11 protein-coding genes are annotated in these 14,960 nt (G+C 57.4%); 8 read left to right on the top strand and 3 right to left on the bottom strand.

Annotated elements, in window-relative coordinates:
* Positions 1 to 2: 2 nt before the first annotated feature.
* Positions 3 to 1,199 carry a nucleotidyltransferase domain-containing protein gene (locus CO666_RS24265; RefSeq protein WP_097614708.1) on the bottom strand — a complete coding sequence of 399 codons (1,197 nt, stop codon included), beginning with the start codon at positions 1,197 to 1,199 and terminating at the stop codon, positions 3 to 5.
* A gap of 177 nt (positions 1,200 to 1,376) precedes the next feature.
* Between CO666_RS24265 and CO666_RS24260 the strand changes: the two genes are divergently transcribed.
* The 7 genes from CO666_RS24260 to CO666_RS24230 all read left to right on the top strand — a co-directional run bounded on the left by CO666_RS24260 (position 1,377) and on the right by CO666_RS24230 (position 8,363).
* A complete protein-coding gene (locus tag CO666_RS24260) occupies positions 1,377 to 1,700 on the top strand; it encodes a helix-turn-helix domain-containing protein (RefSeq protein ID WP_097614707.1) in 324 nt (107 codons plus the stop codon).
* Position 1,701: 1 nt separating this feature from the next.
* A complete protein-coding gene (locus CO666_RS24255) occupies positions 1,702 to 2,607 on the top strand; it encodes an ImmA/IrrE family metallo-endopeptidase (protein WP_097614706.1) in 906 nt (301 codons plus the stop codon).
* A 5-nt stretch (positions 2,608 to 2,612) separates the two neighbouring features.
* The gene (locus tag CO666_RS24250; RefSeq protein WP_097614705.1) at positions 2,613 to 3,092 is read left to right on the top strand and encodes a hypothetical protein; all 480 of its coding nucleotides are present in this window, start codon (positions 2,613 to 2,615) and stop codon (positions 3,090 to 3,092) included.
* 151 nt (positions 3,093 to 3,243) lie between these two features.
* A complete protein-coding gene (locus CO666_RS24245; RefSeq protein WP_097614704.1) occupies positions 3,244 to 3,756 on the top strand; it encodes a hypothetical protein in 513 nt (170 codons plus the stop codon).
* A gap of 322 nt (positions 3,757 to 4,078) precedes the next feature.
* Positions 4,079 to 5,023: a HamA C-terminal domain-containing protein gene (locus CO666_RS24240; RefSeq protein ID WP_097614703.1), complete on the top strand. Its 945-nt coding sequence runs from the start codon at positions 4,079 to 4,081 to the stop codon at positions 5,021 to 5,023.
* Positions 5,020 to 7,623 carry a DEAD/DEAH box helicase gene (locus tag CO666_RS24235; RefSeq protein WP_097614702.1) on the top strand — a complete coding sequence of 868 codons (2,604 nt, stop codon included), beginning with the start codon at positions 5,020 to 5,022 and terminating at the stop codon, positions 7,621 to 7,623. The genes CO666_RS24240 and CO666_RS24235 overlap by 4 nt, the downstream gene beginning before the upstream one ends.
* Positions 7,624 to 7,625: 2 nt before the next feature.
* Complete coding sequence (locus CO666_RS24230; protein WP_097614701.1) at positions 7,626 to 8,363, top strand: DCL family protein; 738 nt, start codon at positions 7,626 to 7,628, stop codon at positions 8,361 to 8,363.
* A gap of 126 nt (positions 8,364 to 8,489) precedes the next feature.
* Here CO666_RS24230 and CO666_RS24225 read toward each other — a convergent pair whose 3' ends face one another.
* On the bottom strand, positions 8,490 to 9,614 hold the full coding sequence (locus CO666_RS24225; protein WP_097614700.1) for an RHE_PE00001 family protein: 1,125 nt from the start codon (positions 9,612 to 9,614) through the stop codon (positions 8,490 to 8,492).
* 187 nt (positions 9,615 to 9,801) lie between these two features.
* Here CO666_RS24225 and CO666_RS24220 point away from each other — a divergent pair, with 187 nt between their 5' ends.
* On the top strand, positions 9,802 to 10,953 hold the full coding sequence (locus tag CO666_RS24220; RefSeq protein WP_425352433.1) for a site-specific integrase: 1,152 nt from the start codon (positions 9,802 to 9,804) through the stop codon (positions 10,951 to 10,953).
* An 18-nt stretch (positions 10,954 to 10,971) separates the two neighbouring features.
* Here CO666_RS24220 and CO666_RS34255 read toward each other — a convergent pair whose 3' ends face one another.
* On the bottom strand, positions 10,972 to 14,769 hold the full coding sequence (locus tag CO666_RS34255) for an nSTAND3 domain-containing NTPase (RefSeq protein WP_097614699.1): 3,798 nt from the start codon (positions 14,767 to 14,769) through the stop codon (positions 10,972 to 10,974).
* Positions 14,770 to 14,960 lie beyond the last annotated feature (191 nt).

Here is a 14,960-nt window from a genome sequence, read left to right as displayed (position 1 = left end):
AGCTATCTGCCGAAGAATGTGTTTGCCCGCACCGGCGTGGCGGTTGCCGAAGCGACGCCTGTCAGGAGCCCGACACGCGGTGCGGCGGTGAGCAAGCCGTTTCGACGCGACAGCGAGATCTCGTCGGTTATGGAGTCCATAACGGCTTTTGCCGGAGCCGGCCCAAAGCTATCCGAAAGACGCTGCTTCAGGCCGTCCAGTCCCTCAACATTCCTCAGTCGACTGACGTCATCGAGCACACGGGCGTGCCACGAATAGAACACCTCGGCGCGTTTGGGATCGCCGTTCCATTTCTCGGCAAAGTTCTCGCCCTTGGTGGTCTCGTTCCATACGAACCAGTTCGTTCGGCCGTTGACGATACGAGTCTCGATGAAATCCGGCATGCGCCGGATCACATCGACCAGCAAATCCAGTTGGCTGTCGTAGACGTTGGTTCGCGCGCAATATTCATAGCTCTGGGAGGCTAGGGTCGTGACAAGAACGGAAATGGGCGACTGAGACGTATCGAGGTCGTTTGCCAGAATAAAGACGTCTCGGTGCCTCTTAAGAATCTGCACGATCCGCTGCAAAATGCCTTTGAAGTGACCCTGCTCGGGATAGGGCTCCACGCTGGCACGCGCCCGATCCTCCACCTGAAGGCCTTCCATCACCCGAAACCGGGGCACCAGTTTTACTCTTTCCAGGAAAAGCGCCTTGTAGCCTTTCGGGTTTGAAGGCTTCCAAACCTTGAGAGCGCGGTCTGGAACAAACTCGCCGCCCATATTGCAATCACGATTGGGAATCGATGGCGTAATATCCAGGTGGAATTCGTTGGCATAGACCAACCGCCAGCAGCGGCCCATCTCGACGAGCAATGGCTTGTAATGGCCATTCTCCCTCAGGCGATCACCGATCGCCTTCTTCAGCGTGGCCGGCTCCACCCAAATACCCAGACCTGGAACATGCGCCACCAGGTCGACATCATGCTCATTGCTGCCGATCGGCTTCACGGTTGTTCCGATGGCGGTCGAGCCCTGAAGAAAAATTCCGATCGCCTTCAACAGCGGGTCTTCCGACTCTGCGAGCCATCCCCCGACGCCTTCGTAGCGTTCCTGCGCAAGAGTGGATTGGGACTGCGAGATTTCAAGTGTGGCGCACATCCGCTCAAGCGCACTGATGAGCATGCCGTCACGCAGAACAAGTCGTTGATTATGAAGCATTCGTGCCTCCAGTCCCCGTAAAGGGGTCGATGACGTAAGATTCGCACCTATCATTTCGTACAGATAAATCTAACGCTTGATTCTGTCAATCCCTGTGCTATGGTTTCGTACAGATAAATCGAACGGCGCGGCGCGAGAGTGCACGCGCCTTAGGCGATTCCAGGGAGTGATTTGAGGATGTCTTTGGCTGCCAAGCTCAAAGAACTAAGAGGGAAAAACCGGCAATCGTTGCAGGATGTGGCTGATGCTATCGGAGCATCAAAGACCCACGTCTATGACCTGGAGACGGGCCGCAGCACCAATCCATCAATCGAGCTTCTCACCAAGCTTGCCACGCATTTTCGAGTTTCGATCGCTGATCTTGTCGGGGAAAACCCGGAAGGCGCGAATGAGGATCCCGCGCTCGTTGCCATGTACCGAGACCTCAAAACGCTCACCCCACAAGACCGGGAAACAATCCAGATGTTGATGGATCGGCTCAAGGTTCCGAAGGAAAAATGACATGAGCGTCATGCGGATGGATCTAGCTGACACCGGATCACCCGAAGGGCTCGTCAGTCTCATCCTGAAGCATGAACCCAATTTTCGAGTGCCTGTCCCAATCGAAGAGCTGGCGCTGCAGCTTGAGATCGAGGAGATAGCTGAACTTGAAACCGAGGGCTTCGAGGGCGGATTGATCACCGACAGCAATCGGAGCTGCGGAATCATCTTGGTGAAGCGCGGTGTGAACCAGACGCGCCGTCGCTTTACGATCGGCCATGAGCTCGGGCACTTCTTGATTGCCAATCATGTGCCGGACGAGGACGGCCGATTCCTTTGTTCAAGGCAGGATCTGCAAACACTATCCGCGAAAGAGGGCGACCGGCGCGCAAAGATGGAGGTTGAGGCGAACCGCTTCTCTTCACTGATCTTGATGCCGCCGCCGAAACTTCGCGAATGTTTTAGGAAGCAACCGTCGCCAAGCCTTGAGCATGTTTTCCAGCTTGCTGAGGAGTTTCAGGTCAGCAAGGAAGCCATGGCGCGAGCATATGCCGACTATCACCCTGAATCCTTGGCCTTCATCATTGTGAAGGATGGGAAAGTCGGCCGGATATATCATAATCGGAAGCGCTTTCCGTTCATCACAGCAAGCCGAAGCAAGCCAGTTCCACAAGGTTCGTTGTTCTATCGAACAAATCTTCGGGTCGGCACTCCCAGCGAGATCAACGAAAGACTGCCGGACCTCTGGATTGATGTGCCGCGCGGGCAACGCGCTCCGACACTCAGCGAACAAGTCTGTCTTCAGAAGAATGGCTATGCGCTGATCATGCTCTGGCACGAGGAATGCGACGAGGAACAGGAAGAAAGAGAGGACATGACGGCTCGCGACCGCTGGCGTGCTCAGCAGGAAAAATATCAAAAAGGCTAATCTCTATGGAAAGCCACAACTTTGAACGCCTGAAAGCGCATATCCTCCCTTTGTCGGTTTCGAAGGTGTTCGAAACGGCTCGCCTTGAATGGCAGTTGGTTGGAGTCGAGATCAGCGAGGAATTCGATCAATGCCCTTGCGGTCAGGACATTCTAGAGCATTGCTACATCCGAAATCGCTACAACGGATCGACAACTTACGTTGGGAACGTCTGTATAAATCGCTTTGTCGGAATCGACACCGGCAGCCTCTTTGAAGGATTGAAGCGTATACAGGCAGAGCCATCCGCCAATGCCAACGATGACCTAATCGAGCACGCGTATCGAATGGGATATCTCTACGACGAGAAAGAATATCGGTTTCTCAAACAAACAAAACTCAAGCGGAAGCTCTCGCCGGCTCAGCTGAACTGGAAGCAGAAAATCAACCGTCGAATTTTGAATCAAACGATTGTCCAGCGCCGGGGAGCGCATCAGTCTCGCTGACTCACCGGGGAATGAGTCTACCGCAATGTGAGGGAAGCGACGCTCCTTCAAAAATATCTTGCGCTTTCCGAAGAATTGCTCGCGAATATTACCATAAGTAGAGATTCGTTTTTGCCTTGCAGCCTGAATTGTTTCGAGGAGCGGACCGGAAATGACGGTGAAACTGACCGATCTACGTGATGACATCGACGCAATAGTTCTCGATCTTCGCCGCGAACGAAACGATGGCGAAGTTCCAATCGACGACGCGATCGCCCGTGTTCGTTCGAACCTGGGTGACAAAATTTCCGAGGCCGCGGACCAGTTGATCGACCTGACGCTTCGAAAACTAATCCATGATGTCAGTGGGCGGAAGCGCCTCAGCTTGGCGCTGATAGGCCAAACGAGTTTATTCGGTCATTACTCGGGCATACCGGCGATGATAACCACTGGACGAGGCAAGAAGCGAGACACGACCAAAGCCACCTTTCAGGAAGCGGATACCTGGCTGTCCGCACGGGAGAAAGAAGATACCGACGTTCGGTCAAAGAACGAAAAATTCAGGCAGATGGTCGAGGAGCTGCGCCCCTATATGCAAGCGCCAGACGAGACTCTTGAGGATGCGGCACGCCGCAAGTTCGAAATGGAAAACGTCCCCCAAAGAGATTTGCTTGGGGGGAGGTAATGTTTGCATCGCTGCTCTTAAGTCTCGCAGGTTCTAGGCGGCGTTGTCACCTTAGCGACCTTATGAATACGCGTGCCACGTCCAGGCTGTAGTTTTCGAAGGTCCGCATCCCAATCCACCCTCTGCCCGGGTTGGCCTCCCTGAGCGACTGCGGCTGGCCTGCAGATTATTGGATTGGCATGCAACCGGCATCTGAACAGACGCAAAGAGGTAAACTTCACAGAATTGGAGGAGCGAACACTTGGCATTTGCTCGCCTCTGGCTTGCGAACCCACTCACGCAATTTCAATATAAGTCCGGGTGATTCTGGGGGCTCTATTGTATGGCAGAGATTACAGGTGAGGAGCTCGACGCAATATTGTCGGGTGACCCTGAAGAACTGGGCGTTCATTTGCATCTCGTGGAACGCGACATTGAAATCGAGGGGCACAAAGTCACAGTGCATTGCCACTGTCTTACGACAGACGCAAACGGAAGGGTCAAAGTTAAGCGCCTCGCCGAATTTATGCGCAATGCGGCCGCCGACTACGCGATCCCCCGAAAGCGCATCGAAGAAGCAAGGGAGCGCGACGCGCGGTTCCGCTCTACCTCGGCGATTTCAAAGCTTCATCAGGAGGCGCGGGGAGTCTTTACTGACCTGGCCACCACCGGTGAGGGTGGCGAAATGCTTTTGTTTCTCCTGGCGGAGCGTTTCCTCGGGCTCCCGCATGTGCTGTGCAAGATGGATCTGAAGACAGATACGCGCATGCACTACCACGGCGCCGACGGTGTCTATGCAGCCGTTACCGACGACGGCAGGCTGAAGTTGTATTGGGGGGAATCGAAGGTGTACGGTGATCCGACTGACGCCATCCGGGACTGCCTCAAATCGCTCGCCCCATTTCTTCTCGAAGAGGATCACGAAGGCTCGTCGCGTGAGCGGGATCTGCTGCTCCTCAGCGACAAAGCAGATCTAGGCGATCCGCGCCTTTCTGAAGCATTCAAGCGCTACTTCGACACGACATCGCCCCTTTCAAACAGGATAGAATATTGTGGCGTCGCACTTGTTGGATTCGACGGCGACTTTTATCCCGCGAGCGATACCAGGGGTGTGCTGGAGGACATGGCAGCGGCGGCCAAAATCGGTCTGGAAAATTGGACGACGGCTGTTGGACGCCGCCTTGTCGCCGAGAAGCTTGAACATCTCGATATACACTTCCTTTGCATCCCCTTGCCATCGGTTGACAAATTCCGCGAGGCATTCCTAGAGGCTATGGGGCAGTCATGACCGAAAACGAACTTCAGAATTGGCTCTTCGAGACATCCTTGCATCGCGAGCTTCAGCAACTAGGCGTCGTCACAGCGCTACTCGAACTCGACAACGTCACCAAAGACCCATCGCTCGAAAACATAGCATTTGATTGGCCCCGTCTGATGCTTGCGGCCAGTATTCTTGCCAGATCGGACAAGAGAGCCCACAAGGAGGCGAGTTTACGCATCGCGACGGGCGCGACGCTGCTTCCCACATCTGAACCGATTAGGGATGCTGCCGCTGTTCTATTCGACAAACTGTCGAACCACCGCTCCGCGGCCCTCGCGGAGCAACGCGGGCGTGTGCGGCCCAATCTGGCCTCGAGGTTGGGGATTGCACTGCGCATGGAGGATCAGCGACGCCTGTTGGAAAGTTCGGTTCTGCTCGAGGCGAGTGGCGATCGCCTGGCTGTGAACGAATTCCAGTTGAAGTTTTGGACGGCGGCGGCCGAGGCTCGGACGTGGTTGTCCGCATCTGCGCCGACTGCCTCCGGCAAGACCTTTCTGGTTCTCAAGTGGCTTGTTGACTCACTGGGTGCCGGTAAGGTCAAGCGCGCCGTCTATCTGGCACCCACCCGCGCCCTCGTGTCGGAAATAGAAGCTTCGCTCACGGAAATCATTTCCCAGTCAGGCCTTGATGCAGAAGTCACCTCACTGCCGTCGACGCAGAAATACAGCGCCGCGATAAAGGACTCCACGAAGTGCGTGTTCGTGTTCACGCAGGAGAGGCTTCATCTCCTTGCCAACCTCATGAAGGAGCAGCTCGATATCGACCTTGTCGTTGTCGATGAGGCCCACAAGATTGGCGATCCGCAGCGGGGGGTCATTCTGCAAGACGCCATCGAACGTCTGCTGCGCTCGAGTCCGGACTTACGTGTCGCCTTCGTGAGCCCGGCGACGCAAAACCCGGAAGTTCTTCTCGACGATGCGCCGCAAACGACTCCGAAGCGGGCCGTGGACAGCGACGTTGCTACAGTTCTTCAGAACATCATCGTCGCCCATCAGGTTCCGGCGAAGCCAACCAAATGGGCGCTGCAGTTTCGCCACGGGGACGAATATCTGCCGATCGGCACTTTGACCTTGGCGAGCAAGCCGAACACAATGAAAAAGCGACTCGCATTCATTGCAGCTGCTGTGGGCGAACGTGGGGGCACCCTTGTCTATGCCAACGGCGCCGCAGATGCGGAAGAGGTCGCCTTGCTGATCAGCCAACTCACGGGGACTACAGGTGAGGTCGACCAGGAGTTAGTCGATCTGGCCGACCTTGCTCGCAAATGCGTGCACAAGAATTACATGCTTGCGCCTCTGGTTGAGCGCGGTGTGGCATTCCACTACGGCAACATGCCCTCTCTGATCAGGTTAGAAATCGAACGCCTCTTCAGAAAGGGAAAGCTGAAGTTTCTCGTGTGCACCTCCACCCTGATAGAGGGGGTGAATCTGTCGTGCAGAACAATCGTGGTCCGTGGACCGAAAAAGGGCAAGTCCACACCCATGGAGCCTCAGGACTTCTGGAATTTGGCGGGGCGGGCAGGACGCTGGGGGGATGAATTTCAGGGCAACATCATTTGCATCGATGCATCCGATGATGCGATCTGGCCAACGGGCGTACCTCAACGAACGCGTTACCCAATACGTCGCGAGACCGATACAGCGCTGTCGAAACTCGATGAGCTGATGAACTATATTGCGAGCAGGCCAATCACAAGCTCGCCTGAACCCAACCAGGTCAGGGCGTTCGAGCAGGTCAGCGCATATCTGACCACCACCTTCATGCGCGAACGGTCTTTCGCTACAGCGCCTTGGGCCAGGCGCAAAAGTGAAGAGGACTTGCGCAAACTGGAACAAGTCCTCAGCGAAGCGACCGCCGGTATGAGTGTCAGCGCTCAGATCGGCTCCCGTAATCCTGGTGTCAGCCTGTTCGGTCTCGAACGTCTTCTAGGTTATTTCAGGGCCTATCCGGGTCCACCAGAGGATTTGTTGCTGGCTCCGTCCGAAAGCGACGACGCCTACGCCCGCTTCTCAAAGATTATGGAGCGGGTGAACGAGCAAGTGCTTCCCGTTTTCCTCCCCACCACGCTCATCCCGCTTCACGCACTTATCGTCCTTGAGTGGATGAAGGGATTCTCGTTGCCAACCATCATCCGGAAGCGGATTGAATATCTGCAGCGCCGGGGTACAGCCTTTGACATTGCAAAGGTCATCCGTGACACGCTTGAATTGATCGAAAGTTCCGCCCGTTTTCTAGCGCCTCGATACTTCTCCGCCTACGTGGATGTCATAAACCAGCATCTGCGAGAGATTGGGCGAGAAGATCTAATCGATGATGACCTAGATATCGGCGTCGCGCTGGAATTCGGTGTGACCTCAATCACGATGCGGTCTCTCATGGAGCTTGGGATGTCCCGTATCAGCGCCGTGGCTCTTTACGAGATCATCGCTCTCGATGGACTCGACGAGGAAGGCTGCATCCGGTGGGTGACTGAACGTCGGGATCAGCTGGACAGCATTGGTCTGCCGACGATTGTTGTCCGTGAAGTTCGCGAGAGAGTGCTAGCGCACGGTTCCTTCGGAGGGTAATTATGGCCAAGCCTGTCGAATTGTCGAACGGTCGAATTTGGAAAACGAAACTGGCGGCCAAGCAGCATTTCAAGGACATGCTGGCGAGGTACGAAGATGGCGACATTGTCACCGACTATGATGACCACAGCGATCTCTCCGCACTGCTGGAGCGATTCGATGTGTTGATAGCCGACGACGCACCAAAGATTGGACCGGGGATCGAAAGGTTTGAACGTCGACTGAACAAAGGCGACGGATGGTCTAGCCCAGGCTTCTGGGTCGTGCGATCTGACACTACCGCAACCGATTTCAGCTATGTGAAGGCAGTGGATGGGAGCCCGAAGTCCCAGTCTCAGGAATTTTGCGACGCCTGCCATAACGCGGTGTCGCGTGATCTCCTGCGCATGAAGCAGCATCAATTCGACCATTTCGCGAACGCCGATGGCGAAATCGAATGCGATATCACGGGCAAGCTTGTCGTCTATGCCGATGCCAATCTCAATCACGCCACCCCTCCGTTCGGAGCCATCGTTAACAGCTTTCGCAAGTTGAAAGGATGGGAGCATGAGTTTCCGGCCGACACACTTACTGCTTCGAAGGATGCTCAGCTGTCCACCCATTTCTCCGATGACGCACATGCTGTCGAATTCAGGAACTTTCACCACGATGCAGCCGTATTGCGCATCGTTGCGAAGTCGAGACCACCCGTCAGCGCGACATCGGCTCTCACTGTGAAGCGGCCGTTACGCTTCAAGTGACTGACTACATTGTGTATTGCACCTCGCAAAATCTTTGCTGTGCAAGCACCGACGCGGCCGCACCAATGACCGCGTTGGGATCTGGCGTCCCATATGATAGGACCTCCTTCACGATTGAAGCTGGTCTTACATCACGCCCCAAGCGCGAAACCTCCCCCTCCCCGTCATCTCGCGTACTCCCAGCTCGCTGACGATCCGCCGCGCCGCCTGCGGCGTGACCTCAAGCCTCTCGGCCACCATGCCGGCCGACACCAGCGGTTTCGCCATGACCAGCTCGATCAGCTCCGGCAGTCTTGACGAGGTCCGGCGCCCCTCCAGTTTGCGCTCCATCATCGTGCGGGCCAACGCCAGTCGGTCGTGCTCCTTTAGTCCGATCTCAGCGGCCGCCAGAAAACCGTGTGCGATGGCGAGCAGCCGGGTCTCGCGATCCCGATGCCTGCGCCGATCGACAGGAATGGTTTTGAGGCCGAGATTGATCGCCGCAAGGTGGGCGCCGCTGGTGACGCCGGCCTGGCGTAGGATCGAGGCGGCAAAAAGCCGGCCGAGCCAGGGCGCATGCTGCAGCACCGCCAACTCGTTCCAGGCATCGAGGGCGACGATGGCCTGCAGCAGCGCCGGCAGATCTTGCGCCTGCCGCAGCACGCCACGCCATTCGTCGAGCCGCGCGTCCTCGTCCCAGTCGAGATCGTAGATCATCGGATCGGCCGGAGCCCGGCCGGGCGCTTTTGCTTCCGCGATCGCAGCTTCGGAGCGGGCCAGCAGCGCATCGATGGCAGCATAGTCGACACCGGGAAGAGTGTCGCCTTCCTCGGCGTCTTCCCCCTCCCCTTCCGGATCGAGCGCGCGCCGGATGGCACCGGCCGCCTCCGTCTCGTCAGTGTCAGTCGACGTGATATCCGACGTCTTACGCAGCGTGCGAATGCCGTCGGATGATAACGCCCAGCCCCGCGGCTGCGTAGCGATGCGCCGGCGGCTGCGCAACACGTCGCGGGCGATTGTCAACTCATGGGTTGGCGTGCGAATATCTTTCGTGGCATCGTGCAGGACGAGGTCTTCCAGATGGACGAGTTCGCCGTCGATCCACAGCGAGGCGCAGGCGTCGGCGAAATGGGTGCGCTCGATCAAACCCTGCCCGACCGGCGAGCGGGCGACACGCTCGTCGAGCCGCGCCAAGGCGACACCCGCTTCAAACGCGGGGCCAATCAGGCTCCGAATGGGCAACTTCGAAAAATCATAAGACATTGAAATCATGGTAAATGATTTGCTAAACGAACTCTATTAAAAAGTTTTGGTTCCTCACTGCGTATGATTTCTAGTTCGGTTTTCTACCATCGATAACCACCGCTTATCGATGGTAGATTGATTTCGAGGCGCAAATCAGAAAACTATATCAGTGGACGGCTGCAGCGTCGTTCGGACAATCGTTTTGGAGCTGGCTTTGGCGTCGTCCAATCAAAAATCAGCGGTCGATCGCCGCGCAGAGGAACTCGATACGATCGCTTCCGTGCTACCGCTTGAGCGCCGCGATGAACTCGCCGAGCTTTTGACCGACCAGGATGTCGAGACGCTGCGCCATCTCGTCAACCAGGGCATGGGCGACAATACGCTCAGGGCACTGACGTCGGACCTGGCCTATCTCGAAGCCTGGGGGCTGGCGGCGACCGGACGCTCGCTGCCCTGGCCGGCGCCCGAGGCGCTGCTGCTGAAATTCGTCGCCCATCACCTCTGGGATCCGCAGCGCCGCGAAACCGATGCCGATCACGGCATGCCGGCCGCCGTCGACCAAAACCTTCGAAGCCAAGGGTTTCTGAAAACCGTCGGCCCGCATGCGCCGGCGACGGTACGCCGGCGGCTGGCGAACTGGTCGACGCTGACCAAATGGCGCGGCCTCGATGGTGCCTTCGCCTCCCCTCCCCTCAAATCAGCCATTCGGCTGGCGATCCGAGCCGCGCCAAGGCAACGTCTTCGCAAGAGCGCCAAGGCGGTGACCGGCGACGTGCTGGCCAAGCTGCTGGCCACCTGCGCGACGGGCAGCTTGCGCGACGTCCGGGATCGGGCCATCCTGATGGTCGCCTTTGCCTCCGGCGGCCGCCGGCGCAGCGAGATCGCCGGCCTCCGCCGCGAGCAACTCTCCGTCGAGCCTCCCATCGAAGCAGGCGACGGCCCTCCCCTCCCCTCGCTCGCCATCCATCTTGGCCGCACCAAGACGTCCACCGGCGAGCAGGATGACGTCGTCTATCTGACCGGCCGACCGGTGGAGGCGCTGAACGCATGGATGACGGCCGCCAAGATCGACAGGGGCAGCGTGTTCCGGGGGATCGGGCGCTGGGGAACGGTTTCGAAGCGGACGCTCGATCCGCAGTCGGTCAATGCCATCATCAAGCAGCGGGCGGCGATGGCGGGATTGGACGCAACGGAGTTCTCGGCACATGGATTGCGGTCAGGGTACATCACCGAAGCCGCGAACCAGGGTATTCCGTTACTTGAAGCTATGGAGCAGTCCCGCCACCGTTCAATGCAGCAGGCTTCAAGCTATTATAACAGCGCCAGCCATCGCAGCAGCAGAGCGGCTCGTCTCCTCGAAGCGTGAACGAAGATGCGACCCGCTTCAGGGTTCGATCCACCCCTTGGGTTCCGCGGCCTTGTTGTCGCCTAGCAGGTGCGTCTTTAGCGCCTCGGCGAGCTTCAGACTACGAAGACGCCACGCCTCGAGGGCTTCATACAATGGGTGATCATCGTCGAGCTCTTGTCGAACGATTCTCTGGATTCGCCCGTAGGTGCCATGCAGCCTGGGAGGCTCTTTCTTGAATTGCTCGAGCAACCTGTTCATCCCGGAGTGTGGCTCGTGCCCGTCCGATATTTCATTTGCGGCCATGATGGACTCGATGTCCGGTTCAAGAAAATGCAACGCTATTCGCTTGTCGTCCTCGCTTAGCAACCACAAATCAAGATCTCTCAGGTCGTCGAGAATTGCGGTAGAATAGATGAGCGCACGGCATAACCACTCGGTCCGTGTTTCACGATCCGGTGCCTGGTCCAACACTGCGGCCCAAGCTTCCGGCATGAAGTCGCCAACGCGGCTCAACTTATGCCTGAGTAGCAAGTCAAGAAATAGCTCAGCATTCGAGGGACCACACTCAAGAACGATTTGACGGACCTGGTCGCCTCTACCACCGCCCGAGATTGCCTCCCAGGCAATCCCGAATAGTGGATGACGCGGCTGCCGAACGATCAAGTCGACGACAGGCTGCCATACGTCAGCGCCCCTGTGGGCCCGATTCCAGAGCCGTGGCGGCTGGCCGGTGAATGCCTGGACACAGGCTGCCAACAGGTCGTCTGCGAGCCCTGTCACGAGTGCGAGAGTTGGCCCATTGAGAGCAACTCCGACAGGCAAGAGAAGCTGCTCAAGATCCCTCGGAACGTTAGGCGATGTCAGAACCGAAGCCTTCAGCCAGATCGTATCAGAGCGCGACGCTCCAAGCATGCTGACGACGAGACTGCGTTCCGCATCAGTCAGTACGTCCCAATGATCAACTAAATCTCCGATGATAGCGTAAGGCGCGGTGCTGCCCGGAAGCGCTAGAGCGCGAGCAAGCCGGCCCTCTCGCATCTCAGGATTCCCGCGCGTGGCGTCGAGGAGCAAATCGGCAAAACCTAATGTGAAATCATCCGGGACAAGCCCCTCCGCGGTGACCTTTTCGAGCCAATGCAGCCAGCTGTCGCAGATGCGGACCAGGAGTTTAGGGGCGATCTTGCCGCGCGATTCCATGACGACGTTGAACAGGCGCGCTTCGGTGAATTCTACACCCGCGGGTAGCGCGTCGAGTGCGATCGGCATGACCCCGGCAAACAGGTCCCATGCCCGCCCAGGCCCAGAATATTCGATGCGATCGAATCTTATGAGGCTGGGCATCATGGCAGCGGCTGCGGCCGGCTCAGCTGCTTGAGCCCCTATAATGTCGATCAAACGCGATTTTCTTGCTTGAGGTAGCGTGCTCCAACCTCTCACCGCCCCGTCGAGTATTGCCGACGCGACTGCCGGGTGTCGATCTGCCTTCAGCTTCCGAAGGATATCCTCATCCTCTGCACGGTCGACCGAGAGCCATATCTTAGCCGCAGCGGCGCGGATGAAGCCTTCGCCGTAGTTGAGGAGGCGAGCCATTGCCTGAGGGCCGAGCGCGGCCGGCTCGCCTTTGTAGAAGGTAACGGCTCGACAGGCGCCCTGTGGGCCAAGATAGGTTTCCTCGGAGGATTCAAGCAGACCGAGTTCGGTCAGAACGTCTCCACGCTCGGGTGCGGACAGGAACGCTTCCATCCGCTCCAGTCCACTAATCGTGCGCCCGATTGGAAGACGTGCTTCATCGTCCTGCCACATCATCTCCGATACATCGCGCCTTCGTATCGCTATGACCCAGTCTGGCAGGTGGCTTTGAAACTCTCGCGGAAGTTCTGGTAGATGGCGAAGCAGAAATGCGTAGCAGAGGTCGCGCGTTGCCGGAAAATAGCTTTTCAGGCCTCTTTCGGCCAGTCCAGGAATAGCATCGCGCCTTTGCGATCCTTTCAATCGGTCGTGCATCCAGTCGAGGTTTCGAGCAGCGGCCTTCGACGTTGATCCCCTTCTGCAAAACAGCGCCCTTTCTAATACTGAAAGAGCCTCGTCTGCCTGCTTCTGTGTCGAAACCTGTGCTGACGCCTCCCCGGCCGCCCGGTAATAGGGATGCGAGAAATTCAGTTGGTGCAAACCGGGATAGCTGATCAGGCGGCGCATCTCTAGTGAATCAAGACCAGCAAGCTCGACCTGATCCAGCGTTGGTTCTTCCTCATAGTCCGGATCGACTGACGGCTCAGGCGAACCACCGCCGATACTCGTTATCGTGAATTGCGAATCCGGCATGCCGGGAAGCCTGTCGCCGCCTTTGCCAAGCAGGAACGCCAACTCGGTCTCCGCGATGGGTACCATCGCGTTGGTCCCGATCGCGAGGCTCCTTGCCAATGGCTGAAGCCCTTCGCTCCGCCAGATGTCCGCCAATGCCGAAGCGCGCTCATGTGCTATTCGCTCCAATTGATCGACTGTGAATGGCGCACGGATCTTTCCGTGGTGGCGAGCCAAGTGCCGGATACTCCCGGCATCCAGATTGAGTTTACCAGACAACAGTACGTGATCGACGAACTGCGCGAGTTCGGCGGGCACCGCTGCCTGGGCAACCTGTTGCGACCAGATTTTCGCAGAGAACGTAACTACAGACTGGCTGAGATCATGCCAGGGGTGTCCGTCAACCGCCAGCATGCCCACATCGCTTGCATTCGTCGCTGCGAACAGCTGTTCCTGTGACTGGGCCACGATCAGCCGTCTATCGTGTCGGAGGTGGGCGATCAGGTCTTCCAGTTGCTGGTATAGCCTGATGAATTCCGGCTCCGTGTGCGTGCCGCCGAGCGGGTCGTCGAGCACGGCAAGTCGGTTGGAACGGCCGGGTTCGCTTAGGAACCGCTCGGCTTCCTTGACTTCGGAAAGGACCCGGACAGTGTAGCCAAGCTTCTGAAATCTGGCGGCGATGAAACGCGCGGCATTCGACTTGCCGGTTCTTGGTCTTCCCGTCAGCAACAGCACTTTCCTTTGGGAAAGTGTCTCCTGCCAGACCGTCTCGCTGCCGCGCTCGACGTAGTCCTCGGGCGAGAGCGAGCCATGAGACGACTGATCAAGCACTTCCTGGATCTGAGGCAGCACGTTTTCGGAGTTGCCCTTTGCGTCCTTGATGACCTCCCTGAGCCGATGGATCGTGTCCCCCGTCCGATCCCCCGGTACGTCATGGGCGCGAACGAGGAGATCCTCGCAAACAGATGTCACTGCCACTTCATCCAGGCGTTCGACCAGCGCAACACGTCGCATTGCCTCGACCAGTTTCTCGGGCGTGAGTGTCGCTGCCACCGCCGCCCTGTGTCGGTCGCGCTCCTCCGTCAGCTTGCTGGGATTTCGTTCGCCAGATGGCTTGGCGTAGGCTGCGAGCAGTGTCTTGGCATCAGCCTTGTTGAGCGACTGGCCGCGCTCTTTTTCTCTCCAGCCGAGCCCTTCGACCAAGACCGACGTTGCATCGTCACACCGGCTCGACAGGACCAGCACAACAAAACGGGCTTTGTCTGCGAGCAGTCTTTCCAGCAGTGTGTTATTGGCAACTTTGTTGCCCGGGTGACTAAGGTATTCTGCGAGTTCCTTGAGACCGAACTTCCCGCCAGCGCCCTTTACCTGTATCTCGACAATTCTGCCGTCACATCGAATTTCGCAGTCTTCACCGCCGTTAGGCTCGATCAGAAACTCCCCGCCGGGGCGACTGATTGCTTGCAGACCGAGCGCTACGCAGGCAATATCTTGAAAGTCATACTTCTTTGGCCCTGTGATATTGATCGACAACGTGGCGCTCCCATTTTGCGCACGAATTTCTTATAATCAAAAGCATAAGTGGCTGTATTCTATAAGAAAATCAATTAAGACTGACAAGTCTCCCTCCCATATCGAGAGTAGATTGCCTTAGCTTTGCAAATCACCAAATTGCCGGCGATTTCGGGCCAATTCTGCGGAGAAACGCTCAGGCACTCGCCGCC

The organism is Rhizobium chutanense (genome assembly GCF_002531935.1).
In the GTDB taxonomy this organism is placed as follows: domain Bacteria; phylum Pseudomonadota; class Alphaproteobacteria; order Rhizobiales; family Rhizobiaceae; genus Rhizobium; species Rhizobium chutanense.
This window is presented reverse-complemented; position numbering and strand designations above follow the sequence as displayed.